Source organism: Ruminococcus champanellensis 18P13 = JCM 17042 (assembly GCF_000210095.1).
GTDB lineage: Bacteria > Bacillota > Clostridia > Oscillospirales > Ruminococcaceae > Ruminococcus_F > Ruminococcus_F champanellensis.
On record NC_021039.1, the window covers coordinates 1,375,669 to 1,389,369 of the forward strand.

Sequence of the window (13,701 nt, forward strand, 5' to 3'; positions counted from 1 at the left end):
ATAAAGCAGGGATTTATTTATACCTTTCCGACTTATTCCTGTTCTGCTGCTTGACCTCTTACATAGGCGGGATATACCCGTCTAAATTTATTTGGGAGGTCAAAATCATGAACAAAACATATTTACGGGGCGATATTTTCTATGCTGATCTCGGCAAAGGTGTCGGCTCGGAACAAGAGGGCTATCGCCCGGTCGTTATCATTCAGAACAATGTCGGTAATCGTCACAGCCCTACGGTCATTGTGGCCGCCATATCAAGCCGTACAGCCACGAAAAGCAAATTACCCACTCACTATTACATCGGGACGGAATGTGGCCTTGAACAGCCCTCTATCGTTCTTCTGGAACAACTGCGAACCATTGACAAACGCCGATTGAATAATTTTGTCGGCAGACTATCGGCTGGACAGATTACAGAAATGAATCACGCCCTTGCTATCAGCATTGATCTGATAGATAGTATTCCGAAAAAACTCATACTTTGCCTTTGCAACACCTGTGCCGATAAATTCTGCGGTATGGGTGTTTTTGATTTACGCAAGGTTGAATCCCCGCAGGAGAAACACGGCGCTTGTGCCAACTGCAACCGCAGAGATGGCTTCAATTATGAGGTCATTCCAAAAGGCAGATAGGAGGCGCTTATGAAGTCACAGGACGCCTATAAACTCCTTTTTTGCGATTATCCTGATGTCGTTACAGTTGAGCAGATGTGTGAAATGCTCGGCGGCATAAGTACCAAGACAGCATATCGCCTTTTGAAAGCAGGCACGATTAAAAGTTTTGTTGTCGGCCGCCGTTATCGAATCCCAAAGCTCAACATTTTAGAGTATTTGGAATTGATAGAAAAATCTAATGCGTGAAACCTCATTTGCACATTTGGCCTATGAGATTCGGATTGCTATAATGATAGTGTCAATGGCAGATGAATCTACGCTGCACCACTCAAAGGAGGTTTTATTATGGTAGCAGGACATCTGCGAGAGAAAAACGGGTACTATCATATCGTGCTCAACTATGTGGATGAATACGGTAAACGGCACACGCCGTCAAAATCCACGGGGCTCCCTGTCAAGGGAAATAAGAAGCGTGCCGAAAAAATGCTTATAGAAGCCCGTTCAGCCAAAGAAGCAGAGTTGGAGGCAAGAGCGTTAGAACGCAGTACAGGCAAGGTTTCCACCGATTCCATTCTCTTTACAACATTTCTGCTCGACTGGTTGGAAATGATAAAAAAGAATGTGGAGGAAACGACCTACGGTGCGTATTCTATGGGAATCAAGAGCAAAATTATCCCATACTTTGAGGAACACCACCCCGGTCTGCTCTTACGGGAGATAAAGCCAAAGCACATTCAGGACTATTACACCTATGAACTGACGGTGCGGGGCGTTTCCGCAAACACGGTCATACACCGCCACGCAAATATCCGAAAGGCGTTGCAGCACGCTTTCAAACTCGGTTTGATTGACACGAATCCGGCTGATCGCATTGAACGGCCGAAAAAAGAAAAGTTTGTCGGCAGCGCGTATGAGGAAGATGAGCTAAACCGTCTTTTTGAGGTGGTAAAGGGCGACCCCATAGAGCTTGGCGTGATTCTCGGCGCGTTTTACGGACTGCGCCGCAGCGAGGCCGTAGGCTTGAAATGGGATGCGATTGACTTCAAGAAGAAAACGATCACCATACGGCACACAGTAACGCAGGCGACTATCGACGGCAAGAGCAAAATTATCCAAAAGGATCGTACAAAGACAAAGGCCAGCTATCGCAGCCTGCCACTTGTACCGCCATTTGAGGAACTGTTGTACCGCCTGAAAGCGGAGCAGGAGCTAAACCGAAAGCTGTGCGGCAGGTCGTATTGTCGGCAATACACCGATTATATCTATGTCAACGAGATCGGAGAGCTTGTAAAACCCGGCTATATCACCCAGCATTTCCCGCTGGTGCTTGAAAAGAATGGTATGCGGAAAATTCGCTTTCACGATCTCCGGCATAGCTGCGCAAGTCTGTTGTATGCAAACGGTGTCAGCCTGAAAGAGATTCAAGAATGGTTAGGACACAGCGACATTTCGACCACATCAAACATTTATACGCACCTGAATTTCAGTTCAAAGGTTGCGTCTGCCAATGCGATTTTGGGTGTATATCCCTCCAAATAACGCTCATGTCCCTCCAATGTCCCTCCTAAAAATGAGCCATAAAACAGTGCATTTGCTGTTGCTGGAGGGGCGTTACATAACGGAGCAGAGCATAAAGAAAAGCCCGCAAACCCTGATAAATCAAGGGTTTACGAGCTGTTAAGGTCTGGTGCCGGTGGTGGGACTCGAACCCACACACCCTTGCGGATAACAGATTTTGAGTCTGTCTCGTCTGCCAATTCCGACACACCGGCATTTATATTTTTAAGTCGTCTCCCGATGTCCTGTCCGAGAAATCGGAGGGACATCGTGGAGGGACATTAAAAGCAAGTTACATATTCAGTTTTCAAAAAGCCTTGTAAAATCAAGGGTTTACGGAACGGTAGTATGAAACGGCGAAGTAGATTTTGAGTCCACTACGTCTACCAATTCCATCACACCGGCATGGTATGAAATCAGAACATAATTATTATACCATTTTTAATTGCCGTTGTCAATAGGTCGTGCAGAAAAAAGCTGCACCAATTGGTGCAGCTGCATAGTTCCTTAAGGCAACACCGCACAAAGCCCGCCTGTCGGCTATGCGCAGCATCTGCTGACGAATTTTCCGTCATATCACACAGAAACTCCTTGCAATACGCCAGTATTCCTGCGTCGTTTCTATGCAATCTGACGAAAAATCTGTTGGCACATCTACCACACATTCTTTGTGCGGTGTTGCCTTAAGACTTTTTGGGTTGGTTCATAGCCTGGAATGCGGCCTCCATTGCCTTTTCTGCTTCCAGTGCAGCAGCGTCTGCCGCAGCATCCGTCGGGGCTGCTTCCTGCTTAGGTGTGTCTGATGCAGGTGCTTCTTCCGGGACGGGTGCACCATTCTGCACGGACTTTTCCTCCGGTGTTGGTGCAGGTGCTACAGGCTGTGGCGTGGACGTTACAGGTGCTGGAGCAGCATCTGCTGCCTGAAGGGGCGGAGGTGCCTGTCTGGCATCAGGCTGCTTTTGGGGCTCTTCCTGCTCGTCATCATCGTTGAATTCATCATCCTCATCCAGGAAGCCAACCCGGTTCAACTGCTTGACGGGAATCCGCTTCAGAGGAGAATAAACGAATTTAGCACAGGAGAAATCAGCGTCTACTAACCCTCGCTTGTCACACAGAACCTTGTTGCCATCCTTGGCACGCTTGCCAAAATCGCAGTATTCACAGTGGGGTGGAATGTCTTTGTCGAAATATTTGCCGCCTCTTTGAAAAATATCAAACAGACCCATTTTAATCACCTCATACAAAAACTGATTCGTTCGTTTAGGCGACACCGCACAAAGCCTTGGATGCGCCTTGTGCGGTGTTGTCTGAATCTACATTTTATTATAGCATGCTTTCGCGGAATTGTCCAGCTTTTTTTGCGAAAGAATCATAAACGTCATCAGAACCAGCAGAATCGGCAGCAAAGGTGTGGCGCTTTGTGTCATGCGCATGGTTCCGGCAAAGGCGGAAACTGCCACATTCCGCATCCAGAAGGGCGCTGCCAATTTGCACAGTCCGGCAGAAAGCAACGCTGCCAGCAGACGCATGGCAAGAAATTCTGCTTTGTGCATCCAGTTTCCTCCGGATGCCAGCAGCTGCATGAACACGCAGATCCCTCCAAAGCTCAGCAGACCGCATACTACCGGCAGCAGGCTCAGCTGCATGACAGGCATCCGGGTGATACAGGAGATCTCCAGGAGGCTCAGGATCCCGGCTTTTACGTCAGTGGACAGCACATCCGGCAGCAGACCGGGCAGGGGAGCCAGCAGCAGCCGGAACAGCAGGATCATGCCGCACATGCTGCACAGACCGGATGCAGCAGCACGGGTGGCACTGACGACAGCCAGACTGAACGGCAGCACCGGCATTGTCGGGACAGCCGCTGCGTCCGGTTTTTCCGGGCGAAACAGGATTGCCAGGATCAGGTTTGCCAGCATGCCGCTCAGAAACAGCAGACTGCCTGCCGGCGTGTTGGGATACAGAGCCGTTCCCACCAGGGATAGCACAAAGGCAGGGCCGCTGCCAAAGCAGACCCCGGCAAGCCGGGCGGCACGGCGAGGCGGAATTTCTCCCTGCCCCACCAGATCCGTCAGCATCTGCACTCCCACCGGATACCCCGCCAGCTGACTGCACAAAAACACGGCAAATTCCCCTTCGGTCATGTGCAGCACATGCCGCGCAATGGGACGAAACAGCCGTCCCAGCTTCCGGTGCAGCCCCATCCGCAGCAGCACGCCTGTGAGGATCAGAAACCCGTACAGGGAGGGTACGATCTGGAACATACAGACCTGCATGCCCGTCCGGATGGCTTCTGCCGCCGCTGCTCCATGCCGCAGCAGTGCCCAGCCGGCAATGCACAGTCCCGTCAGCAAGCAAAGATTGTGTGTGGATTGTCGCATAAGCCCCTCCTTTCCGGGGATTTTCCCACTGGTACAGCCTATGGCTGGCAGGGCATTTTTATGTCCCCGGGGACATATACTTGCCTGAGGTGATGAGCATGGGCAAACGAGGGTTGGAACGAGCCATGGACTTTTGCAGCCTGAGCACCACGCTGCACATTGTGGAGAACCGGGATGTACTGGTGGAAAACTGCCGCCGGATCCTGGAGTTGAATGATGTGCTGGTGCGGCTTCGGACGGGAAGACTGTCCATACAGATCTGGGGGCAGGGACTGACGGTTACGGATCTGAATGCCGGAGGCGTCCGGGTCAGCGGGGAGATCCGGAACGTGGAGCTGACTCCGGTGGGTGCCTGAAATGCTGGGGGCAAGGGTATCCATCCGGGTGGAGGGGGCGAACCTGTCCGGATTCATGCAGGGGCTCCGGGAGAATGGGGTGATCTGTGCAGATCAGCGCTGCCGGGAGGGGGCGTTTTCTGCGGCCCTGCCTGCGGGACATCTGAAAAAAGCCCGACTCCTGGCGCAGGAACACAAGGTGCAGCTGACGGTGACGGAACGGCGGGGGCTGCGGTTTTCCTTTTACCGGATCAAGTTCCGGTATGGGGCAGTGCTTGGAGTTCTGGGGATCCTGCTGGTGTTTTTCTGGGTGTCCAATCTCATCGTAAAGGTGGAAGTGACGGGAAATGCAGCCGTGCCGGAGGCACAGATTCGTCGGGTGCTGGAGGAGATCGGCATCGACCAGGGGGCATGGATCCCGGGCATCGATTTCCGCATGTGCGAAACAAAGCTGCGGCTTGCCATTCCGGAGCTTCGCTGGGCAGGCATCCGGCACACCGGGGGGAGAGTTGTGGTGGATGTGGCGGAAGCCACCCCCCAGCCCGGCATGCTGCATGACCGGGTGCCCTGCAATTATGTTGCCACCCGGGATGCCTGCATTCAGTCCATTATGCCTGCCTGCGGCATGGTGCTGCGGCAGGTGGGGGATGGGGTGAAGGCTGGGGATGTGCTCATCAGCGGCGTACTGGAGGAGGAAACGGGGGCAGTCAGCTACTTCCACGCCTCCGGCTCTGTGACCGGGGTGTATCAGGAAACCATGACCTTTGCCCAGCCCCTGGCGGAGGAACTGCGGATCCCGGAGGAGCCGGTGCGCCGCCGGGTGCTGTCCCTGTTCGGTCAGCGGATCCCGCTGTACTTCGGGGAGGTGCAGCTGCCCATGTATGAGTATGCCGAAAGTGAGACCCGGTTTTCCATGCTGGGGCGGGAGATTCCCATGGGGATCCTGCATTGCACCTACATCCCCTATGGCTACCGGATCTGCGCATACGAACGGCAGGAGGCGGAGGCGCTGCTGCGGGAGAAATGCACCCAGTATGAGCAGAATTTTCACGGCTCCGATGAGATCCAGGACAAAACCCTGGAATTCCGGCAGGAGGATTCGGTGATTTATTGTGATGTTCGCTATGTAATATGCGGAGAAATCGGAACAATCCGTGAAATTTTCATAAAATAATTGAATGCTCCTTTAAAATTTCTGAAAAATATGATATACTGAATTAAGATGCGTGAACTGCGTCCACAGACTGCTGTTGGATGCGGAAAGGAGAGAGAGACGCTTCGGGCGTTGGAAAAAGTATATGACGGAAAAAATCATCCAAGTAGATACCATGGATCAGATCCTGACGATTTTCGGGGATTTTGACAAGACCCGGCACGCCATCGAGGAAAAGTACCATGTAACGCTGCTGAACCGGGGTACGGTCATCAAGGTTACTGGTGAGGAACAGGCGGCGCAGGGGGCTGCGCAGGCCATTGAAGCCATGCTACGGCTGACTCCCCAGGGAGAAAATGTGGGGGAGCAGACCATCCGCTATGTGACCAACATGGTGGCGGAGGGTGCCATGCAGGATCTCAAGGAGCTGGCGGCGGATGCGGTGGCAGTTACCATATCCGGCAAGCCCGTCCGGGCACGGACTGTGGGACAGAAAAAGTATGTGGAAGCCATCCAGGACAACACCATCGTACTGGGCATCGGCCCGGCAGGCACCGGCAAGACCTATCTTGCGGTGGCAATGGCGGTGAAGGCATTCCGTGCCCATGCCGTCAGCCGTATCGTGCTGACCCGTCCGGCGGTGGAGGCTGGTGAAAAGCTGGGCTTTCTGCCGGGGGATATGCAGGATAAGGTGGATCCCTACCTGCGGCCCCTGTACGATGCACTGTATGAAATGCTGGGTGCGGAAAGCGTACAGCGGAACATGGAAAAGGGAAGCATTGAGGTTGCCCCTCTTGCCTATATGCGGGGACGCACCCTGGACGAGGCATTCATCATTCTGGATGAAGCCCAGAATACCACACCGGAGCAGATCAAAATGTTCCTGACCCGGCTTGGAAATTCCAGCAAGATGGTCATCACCGGGGACATCACCCAGATCGACCTGCCCGATGCGAAACGTTCCGGATTGGTGGAGGCGATGAAGGTACTGCGGAATGTGGATGACATTGCCATTCATCAGTTCCAGGAACGGGATGTGGTACGGCACAAACTGGTGCAGGATATTATCGCTGCCTACGAGAAATATCAGAATGAAAGGAGAAAAGGCAAAAATGGCTAAGCTCAAGGTATATGTAAAAAACAATCAATCGGATGTAAAGGTGCCGGTGGGGATCCGTCTGCTGATCCGCCGCTGCTGTCAGGCTGTGCTGGCTACGGAGCATTTTGACCGGGACGCAGAGGTGAGCGTTTCCTTTGTCAGCAATCAGGAGATCCGTAATCTCAACAAGATCTATCGGAATAAGGACAGCGTGACGGACGTGCTTTCCTTCCCCCTGCTGTCCGACGGCAAGGCGGATGTAAACCAGGAAACCGGCTATGTACTGCTTGGGGATGTGGTGATCTCTCTGGAAACTGCCTTCAAGCAGGCGCATAATTTCGGTCATTCCCTGGAACGTGAGGTGGGCTTTCTGACCGTACATTCCATGCTGCATCTGCTGGGCTACGATCATGAAACCAGTCCCCTGGACGAGCGGAAGATGCGGGAGAAGGAAGAAGCCGTGCTGGAAAAGCTGGGCATTGCCCGGGATATCAGCTTTGTAACGGAGGACTAAGACGATTCTATGCCGAAAAGTGCTTTTGTAACCATTGCGGGCAGAACGAACGCAGGAAAATCCTCTTTGCTCAATGCCCTGGTGGGGGAGAAGATCGCCTCTGTCAGCAACAAGCCCCAGACCACCCGTACCCGGATCACCGGCATCAAGACCATCGGGGATACACAGCTGGTGTTTATGGATACGCCGGGTCTGCATAAGCCGAAAAACAAGCTCAGTGAGCATATGCTCAACACGGTCACTGAATCGGTGGTGGATATTGATCTGCTGCTGTTCATGATGGATTGTACCCGGCAGATGACCCCCCAGGAGGAGGCAATGCTGCTGGACTGCAAGCGCAGGAAGCGTCCGGTGATCGTAATCCTCAACAAGATCGACCTGCTGGAGGACAAGACCCGGCTTGCAGGTATGATGGTGGGGATCCAGAGCAGGTTTGACCCGGCCAGCATCATTCCCATCAGCGTGACGGAGCAGGACGGGGTGGATCTGGTGGAGCAGGAGGTCCTGTCCCACGCCAAGGAAAGCCCCCACTTCTTCCCGGATGAAATGTTCACCGATCAGCCGGAAAAGGTGATCGCAGCGGAAATGGTCCGGGAGCAACTGCTGCGGATGCTGGACGATGAGGTGCCTCACGGCATTGCCGTTATGACGGAATCCATGACCGAACGGGAGGAGCAGGATATTCTGGATATCTCCGTGGTGATCTACTGTGAGCGGGAAAGCCATAAGGGTATCGTCATCGGGAAAAAGGGCGCTATGCTCAAGCGTGTGGCATCTGCCGCCCGGACAAGCCTGGAGGACTTTTTCCGCATTAAAGTAAATCTGCAATGCTGGGTGAAGGTGAAGGAGGACTGGCGGAACCGGGAGGGACTGATCCGCTCCTTTGGTCTGACGGAGGATTGATCCGCTGGTACGGATTTCAACCCATAATTGCCGCTCATCCGGATACACTGTTACCGAGAGGAAGTGATCCGTATGGACAATTGGGAGATATTCGCCAAAAGCGGCAGTGTAGAGGATTATCTGCGGTATCGGGGACTGCGTGCAGTCCGGAGCCGCCCGGCAGGGAGTGACAAGAAGCATGCTGACCACAGTGACGGGGATCGTCATCCGGGAACGGAGCGTGGGGGAACAGGACAAGTTTATTGATCTGCTCACCGCAGACCAGGGGGTGCTGGAGGTATCCGTCCGGGGGGCGAAGAAAATCACCAGCCGGCACGGTGCCGCATCCCAGCTGTACGCCTATGGGCAGTATTGTCTGGACAGCCGCCGGGATCGGTATTATCTGAACAGCGCCCAGGTGGAGCGGATTTTCTACGACCTGCGACAGGATCTGACCCGGCTGAGTCTTGCCACCTATTTTTCGGAGCTGATCGGCTTTGCGGTGGGGGCGGAGCATGCAAAATCCGATATTCTGCGTCTGCTGCTCAATACCCTCCATTACCTGGAGGAGGGCAGCCGGCCTGTCCCCCTGCTGAAGGCGCTGTTTGAGCTGCGGTTTCTGACAGAGTTGGGCATGATGCCGGATATTGTATGCTGTGACGTGTGCGGCGAGTATGCACCAGCGCAGCTGATTTTTCGCTTACAGGCTGGAAATTTCATCTGTGCCCACTGTGCCGGAGAGATTGCTCCGGATCGGGAACAGATGCCCGTGAGCGGCTCTGTGCTGCAGGCTGTCCGGCACATTGTGCTGTCGGATTTTGACCGGCTGTTCCATTTCCGCCTGGGGGAGGGGACGGCATCTGCCTTGTCCGTCCTGGCGGAACGCTATACGATATTGCATCTGGAACGGCAGTTCCGGACGCTGGACTTTTACAAATCTCTGGAGAATTTACCATGAATCACTATTTTCAAACCCTGGAGCTACATAAGGTTCTGGAGCGGCTGGCGGAGGAAACCTCCAATAGCTGCACCCGGCAGATGGCTCTGGAAATCGAACCAAGTGCCGATCCGGCAAGGGTACAGCAGCTGTTGGGCATGACCGAGGATGCGTTGCAGCTGTCCATTCAGTACGGCACTCCTCCTTTCTACCAGATGGAGGATGTGTGCGCCCCATTGCTCCGGGCAAAATCCGGCTCCCGTATCTCTTTACGGGAACTGTTGAGCGTTGCACGGCTGTTGAACCAGATCCAGAGCCTGGATGACTGGTACTGTCACTGCGAGAACAGCGAAACCTCCCTGGCATATCTGTTTTCCCGGCTGGCGCCCAATCCGGCACTGCGGGACAAGCTGGAGCGTTCTATTTTGTCGGAGGAGGAGATCGCCGATGGAGCTAGCACCGCTCTGGCGTCCATCCGCCGGAAGATCGCCCAGTCCGGTCAGAAGCTGCGGGATACCCTGGATAAAATGATCCGTTCCGCATCCATGCAGAAGTACTTGCAGGAGTCCATCGTGACCCTCCGGGACGGCAGATATGTACTGCCGGTGAAGGCAGAGCATCGGGGGGATGTACAGGGGCTGATCCACGATACTTCCGCCACTGGGCAAACCTATTTTATTGAGCCAATTGCCATTGTGGAGGCAAACAACGATATCCGGCTTCTGGAAAGCCAGGAACAGGAGGAGATCGAGCGGATCATCACCAATCTGTGCGCAGAATGCGGTGCTTATGCGGATGTACTCATCGAAAATTACCATGTGTGTGCCGAACTGAACCTGTATTTTGCAAAGGCGAATCTGGCGGCGAAAATGAAAGCCACCCTGCCCCAGCTGACGGATGACGGGGCGGTGGTGCTGAAAAAGGCGCGGCATCCGCTGTTGGATCCTGCCAAGGTGGTACCCATTGACGTGACCCTGGGCAGGGAGTATCAGGCGCTCATCATCACCGGTCCCAATACCGGCGGTAAGACAGTTGCCCTGAAAACCGTAGGGTTGCTGTGCGCCATGGCCATGTGCGGTCTGCTGATCCCCGCCGGGGACGGCAGCAGCGTGTCCGTCTTTTCCCATATCCTTGTGGACATTGGGGATGCCCAGAGCATTGAGCAGAATTTGTCCACCTTCTCTGCTCACACCAACCATGTGATTGAGATTCTGAAAACAGCGGATGCCCAGAGTCTGGTGCTGCTGGATGAGCTGGGATCCGGCACGGATCCGGTGGAGGGCGCTGCTCTGGCAGTATCCGTCATTGAACAGTTGAAGCGGCAGGGTGCCAAGCTGATGACCACCACCCATTACCAGGAACTGAAGCTGTATGCCATCGAAACCCCGGACGTGGAGAATGCATCCTGCGAATTTGACCTGGAAACCCTGCAGCCCACCTATCGGTTGCTGATTGGCTCTCCCGGTAAGTCCAATGCTTTTGCCATTTCCGAGCATCTGGGCATGCCGCCCCAGATCATTGCCTATGCCAAGACCCTGGTCAGCACGGAACAGACCCGGTTTGAATCTGTCATTGAAAAGCTGGAGGCTGCCCGGGCGGAGCTGGATACCCAGAATCAGCAGCTGCGGCAGGCTCGACTGGAGGCACAGGCCCACGAGCAGGCACTCCGGGAACAGCTGAAGCAGCTGGAGCAGGAAAAGGATGCGGCGTTGGAGCAGGCACGGCAGTCTGCCATGCAGATCATCGAAAACACCAAGATCGAGTCCAACCGACTCATTGACGAATTGGAGCAGCTGCGACATGAAAAAGACCGGGAAACCTTCTCTGACCGGGTGTCCCAGCTGAAATCCCGTACCAAAAACAGCTTTGCCCGGATGCATGATGCGGCAAATCCGGTGCAGCAGCGGATGCAGGAGCAGTACAAGCTGCCCCGCCCCCTGAAAAAAGGCGATACGGTGTATGTCACCGACATTGACAAGCAGGGAACGGTGCTGGCGGAACCGGACAGCTCCAACATGGTGTTTGTGCAGATCGGCATTATGAAAACCAAGGTGAAGCTGGAGAATCTGCGGCTGCAACAGGCGGCGAAGGTGATGCTCAACGGCAAGAAGCGGCAGCCAGCCAAAAAATCCGTCAGCAGCAAGGTGACACGCAGTGCCGCCATGGAACTGGATATCCGGGGCTGTGCAGCGGACGAGGGCGTGTATCAGATGGAGGCGTTTCTGGACAGCGCCCTGGTGTCCGGCATTTCTACCGTGACCATCATTCACGGCAAGGGCACTGGTGTGCTGCGGGCGGCGGTACATCGCCGGCTCAAGGAGCTGAAATACGTAAAGAGCTTCCGGCTTGGAGTATTCGGCGAAGGGGAGGACGGCGTCACCATCGTGGAGTTGAAGTAACGAATGCAGGCGGCATTTGTCGGGCAGAATTTTTTCGAGAAAATTTTAAAAAGTGCTTGACAAATGCCAAACATTCTGATATAATATTAAAGCAGTCGATTGACGGCGACATAAAAAGAATCGTTGCGAGTGTGCTGGAACTGGCAGACAGGCACGTTTGAGGGGCGTGTGTTTCGACGTACGGGTTCAAGTCCCGTCACTCGCACCACTATTTGACGATACGATTTCATAGATGGAAAGATGGCTGAGCTGGTCTAAGGCGCACGACTGGAAATCGTGTGTACGTTAATAGCGTACCGAGGGTTCGAATCCCTCTCTTTCCGCCAAAACACATGATACCGAAACGAGTCACGAAACAGCGGCTCGTTTCGGCTATCTAATGTATTTTACTGTATCATCAATTATCCGTCTGCTTGCAAAGCCTACAGGGTGTATCATTCTATCACCGCCCTGCGCTTGCCGGTGCATTGTTATCGCATCCTTCGGGTATGCCTACCGATTCACCGTCATGCATATGGTTCGCTCAATACCTTGCCGTTGTTACCTTTCTGAAAAGAAAAAACGGGTTGATTCAGCATGCTGAACAGGTTGTCTTTGCGTATGTGACGGATGTGCTGGATATGTTTCCACTCCATGAGCCGGAAAGCCGGACAATCAATTGTATGCAATTGTCAAGTTTCTATGCGAAAAGGAAAAGCCCTTCAGACCAAGTGTGGAAGCAGTCTGAAAGGCTCTTGACAAATATCTATAATCGTGCTACAATGGAACACGATATAGCCATTGCACTAAGTCAGTCAGGTGCTTAATCCACCAGTCTGATGATGGGGTGTATTTGGATTGCAGTCCATCTGCACCCCGTGTGATGCTTTATTCATCGCTCCTTCATTATAGCACATTTTGGGGAGCGAGTCAATAGCTAGTCGAATATTTTTTTGAATCGTCCGAAGGGGCGATTTTTTTATGCAATGTATTCGGTTGAAATAATATTGACACGTAACAACTTACGTGCTATAATAGATACAGAGGATCCGTAAAGGGCTGGGACATCCCTTTACAGTTTGAATCACAGGAAAGGAGTGTCGAGCTGTCTACTCGACAGAAGAAATGAAGAGCTTCTCATCCAGGGACATCATCCGGCAATTAATAGCGGATGGTTGGTACGAGGTGAATTGTGCAGGGGATCACCATCAATTCAAGCATCCCAGTAAAAAGGGGAGGGTGACGGTTACGCACCCGGTCAAGGATATTCCCATCAAAACACTGAAAAGCATCGAAAAACAAGCAGGGGTTCACTTTGTATGATCTCTGCTTCATGATAAAGCCACTCGAACAGGAGGTAATCACGATGAAGGATCATTACGTTTTTCCGGCAATTTTTGAACAGGAGGACAAAGGGATTTCCATTGAATTTCCGGATTTACCCGGCTGTTTGCCTTGCGCAGGAGATCTTGAAACAGCGTTAAGCAATGCCAAGGAAGCAATGCTGCTGCATTTGTTTGGCATGGAGGAGGACGGAGAAGAAATTCCGGAACCCACTCCCTTTGATCAGATCCAGGTTGGTAAACATCAAACACTGGTTCTGGTGGAAGCGTATATGCCGCCGTTCCGAGCAAAGCAACATAAGCGGTTTATCAAAAAAACACTGTCGCTTCCGTCCTGGATCAATGCAGAAGCTGAACACGCAGGCATCAATTTCTCTGCTGTTTTGCAGGAAGCGCTGGTGGAAAAGCTCCGCCTTCAGAAATAAGAAATCCCCTCTTAGCCAGTGTTGCTGGTTCAGAGGGGATATTTTTTCAACCGCAAGCGAGACGATACCAAACTGAAAAGAAA

Annotated in this window: 15 protein-coding genes and 3 tRNA genes; 15 read left to right on the plus strand and 3 right to left on the minus strand. The window is 53.1% G+C overall.

From position 1 onward, the window contains the following. Positions 1–107 precede the first annotated feature (107 nt). The 3 genes from RUM_RS05990 (at position 108) to RUM_RS06000 (ending at position 2,153) form a co-directional block, all read left to right on the plus strand. Positions 108–632 (plus strand): type II toxin-antitoxin system PemK/MazF family toxin, encoded by a 525-nt coding sequence (locus RUM_RS05990; RefSeq protein ID WP_015558284.1) that lies wholly within the window; start codon positions 108–110, stop codon positions 630–632. 9 nt (positions 633–641) lie between these two features. Then, positions 642–860 carry a helix-turn-helix domain-containing protein gene (locus RUM_RS05995; RefSeq protein WP_015558285.1) on the plus strand — a complete coding sequence of 73 codons (219 nt, stop codon included), beginning with the start codon at positions 642–644 and terminating at the stop codon, positions 858–860. 99 nt (positions 861–959) lie between these two features. Next, positions 960–2,153: a site-specific integrase gene (locus RUM_RS06000; RefSeq protein WP_015558286.1), complete on the plus strand. Its 1,194-nt coding sequence runs from the start codon at positions 960–962 to the stop codon at positions 2,151–2,153. Between the two features lie 146 nt (positions 2,154–2,299). Here RUM_RS06000 and RUM_RS06005 read toward each other — a convergent pair. From RUM_RS06005 to RUM_RS06015, 3 genes are all read right to left on the minus strand, one after another. Further along, positions 2,300–2,386 (minus strand) — tRNA-Leu (locus RUM_RS06005). 468 nt (positions 2,387–2,854) lie between these two features. After that, positions 2,855–3,397 carry a hypothetical protein gene (locus RUM_RS13100; RefSeq protein ID WP_015558287.1) on the minus strand — a complete coding sequence of 181 codons (543 nt, stop codon included), beginning with the start codon at positions 3,395–3,397 and terminating at the stop codon, positions 2,855–2,857. An 87-nt stretch (positions 3,398–3,484) separates the two neighbouring features. Then, positions 3,485–4,552 carry a hypothetical protein gene (locus tag RUM_RS06015; protein WP_015558288.1) on the minus strand — a complete coding sequence of 356 codons (1,068 nt, stop codon included), beginning with the start codon at positions 4,550–4,552 and terminating at the stop codon, positions 3,485–3,487. A gap of 89 nt (positions 4,553–4,641) precedes the next feature. On the opposite strand from RUM_RS06015, the gene RUM_RS06020 reads away from it, so the two are divergent. From RUM_RS06020 to RUM_RS06075, 12 genes are all read left to right on the plus strand, one after another. Continuing rightward, positions 4,642–4,908 (plus strand): YabP/YqfC family sporulation protein, encoded by a 267-nt coding sequence (locus RUM_RS06020; protein ID WP_242821780.1) that lies wholly within the window; start codon positions 4,642–4,644, stop codon positions 4,906–4,908. A gap of 1 nt (position 4,909) precedes the next feature. Next, positions 4,910–6,061, plus strand: a complete 1,152-nt coding sequence (locus RUM_RS06025) for a sporulation protein YqfD (RefSeq protein ID WP_015558290.1) — start codon at positions 4,910–4,912, stop codon at positions 6,059–6,061. 124 nt (positions 6,062–6,185) lie between these two features. Continuing rightward, positions 6,186–7,160, plus strand: a complete 975-nt coding sequence (locus RUM_RS06030; RefSeq protein ID WP_015558291.1) for a PhoH family protein — start codon at positions 6,186–6,188, stop codon at positions 7,158–7,160. Then, positions 7,153–7,653 (plus strand): rRNA maturation RNase YbeY, encoded by a 501-nt coding sequence (gene ybeY / locus RUM_RS06035; protein WP_015558292.1) that lies wholly within the window; start codon positions 7,153–7,155, stop codon positions 7,651–7,653. Before RUM_RS06030 ends, ybeY begins: the two co-directional genes overlap by 8 nt. Positions 7,654–7,662: 9 nt before the next feature. Further along, a complete protein-coding gene (era, locus tag RUM_RS06040) occupies positions 7,663–8,556 on the plus strand; it encodes a GTPase Era (RefSeq protein WP_015558293.1) in 894 nt (297 codons plus the stop codon). A 72-nt stretch (positions 8,557–8,628) separates the two neighbouring features. Next, a complete protein-coding gene (locus RUM_RS12635; RefSeq protein WP_156299967.1) occupies positions 8,629–8,802 on the plus strand; it encodes a hypothetical protein in 174 nt (57 codons plus the stop codon). Continuing rightward, the gene (gene recO / locus RUM_RS06045; protein WP_015558294.1) at positions 8,735–9,493 is read left to right on the plus strand and encodes a DNA repair protein RecO; all 759 of its coding nucleotides are present in this window, start codon (positions 8,735–8,737) and stop codon (positions 9,491–9,493) included. The genes RUM_RS12635 and recO overlap by 68 nt, the downstream gene beginning before the upstream one ends. Further along, on the plus strand, positions 9,490–11,871 hold the full coding sequence (locus tag RUM_RS06050; protein WP_015558295.1) for an endonuclease MutS2: 2,382 nt from the start codon (positions 9,490–9,492) through the stop codon (positions 11,869–11,871). The genes recO and RUM_RS06050 overlap by 4 nt, the downstream gene beginning before the upstream one ends. A gap of 125 nt (positions 11,872–11,996) precedes the next feature. Then, positions 11,997–12,079 (plus strand) — tRNA-Leu (locus RUM_RS06055). A 26-nt stretch (positions 12,080–12,105) separates the two neighbouring features. Then, positions 12,106–12,197, plus strand: a tRNA-Ser gene (locus RUM_RS06060). Positions 12,198–12,975: 778 nt separating this feature from the next. Continuing rightward, positions 12,976–13,173 (plus strand): type II toxin-antitoxin system HicA family toxin, encoded by a 198-nt coding sequence (locus tag RUM_RS06070; protein ID WP_015558296.1) that lies wholly within the window; start codon positions 12,976–12,978, stop codon positions 13,171–13,173. 43 nt (positions 13,174–13,216) lie between these two features. Beyond that, entirely contained in the window at positions 13,217–13,618 is a 402-nt protein-coding gene (locus tag RUM_RS06075) for a type II toxin-antitoxin system HicB family antitoxin (RefSeq protein WP_015558297.1), read from the plus strand. Positions 13,619–13,701: the final 83 nt, after the last annotated feature.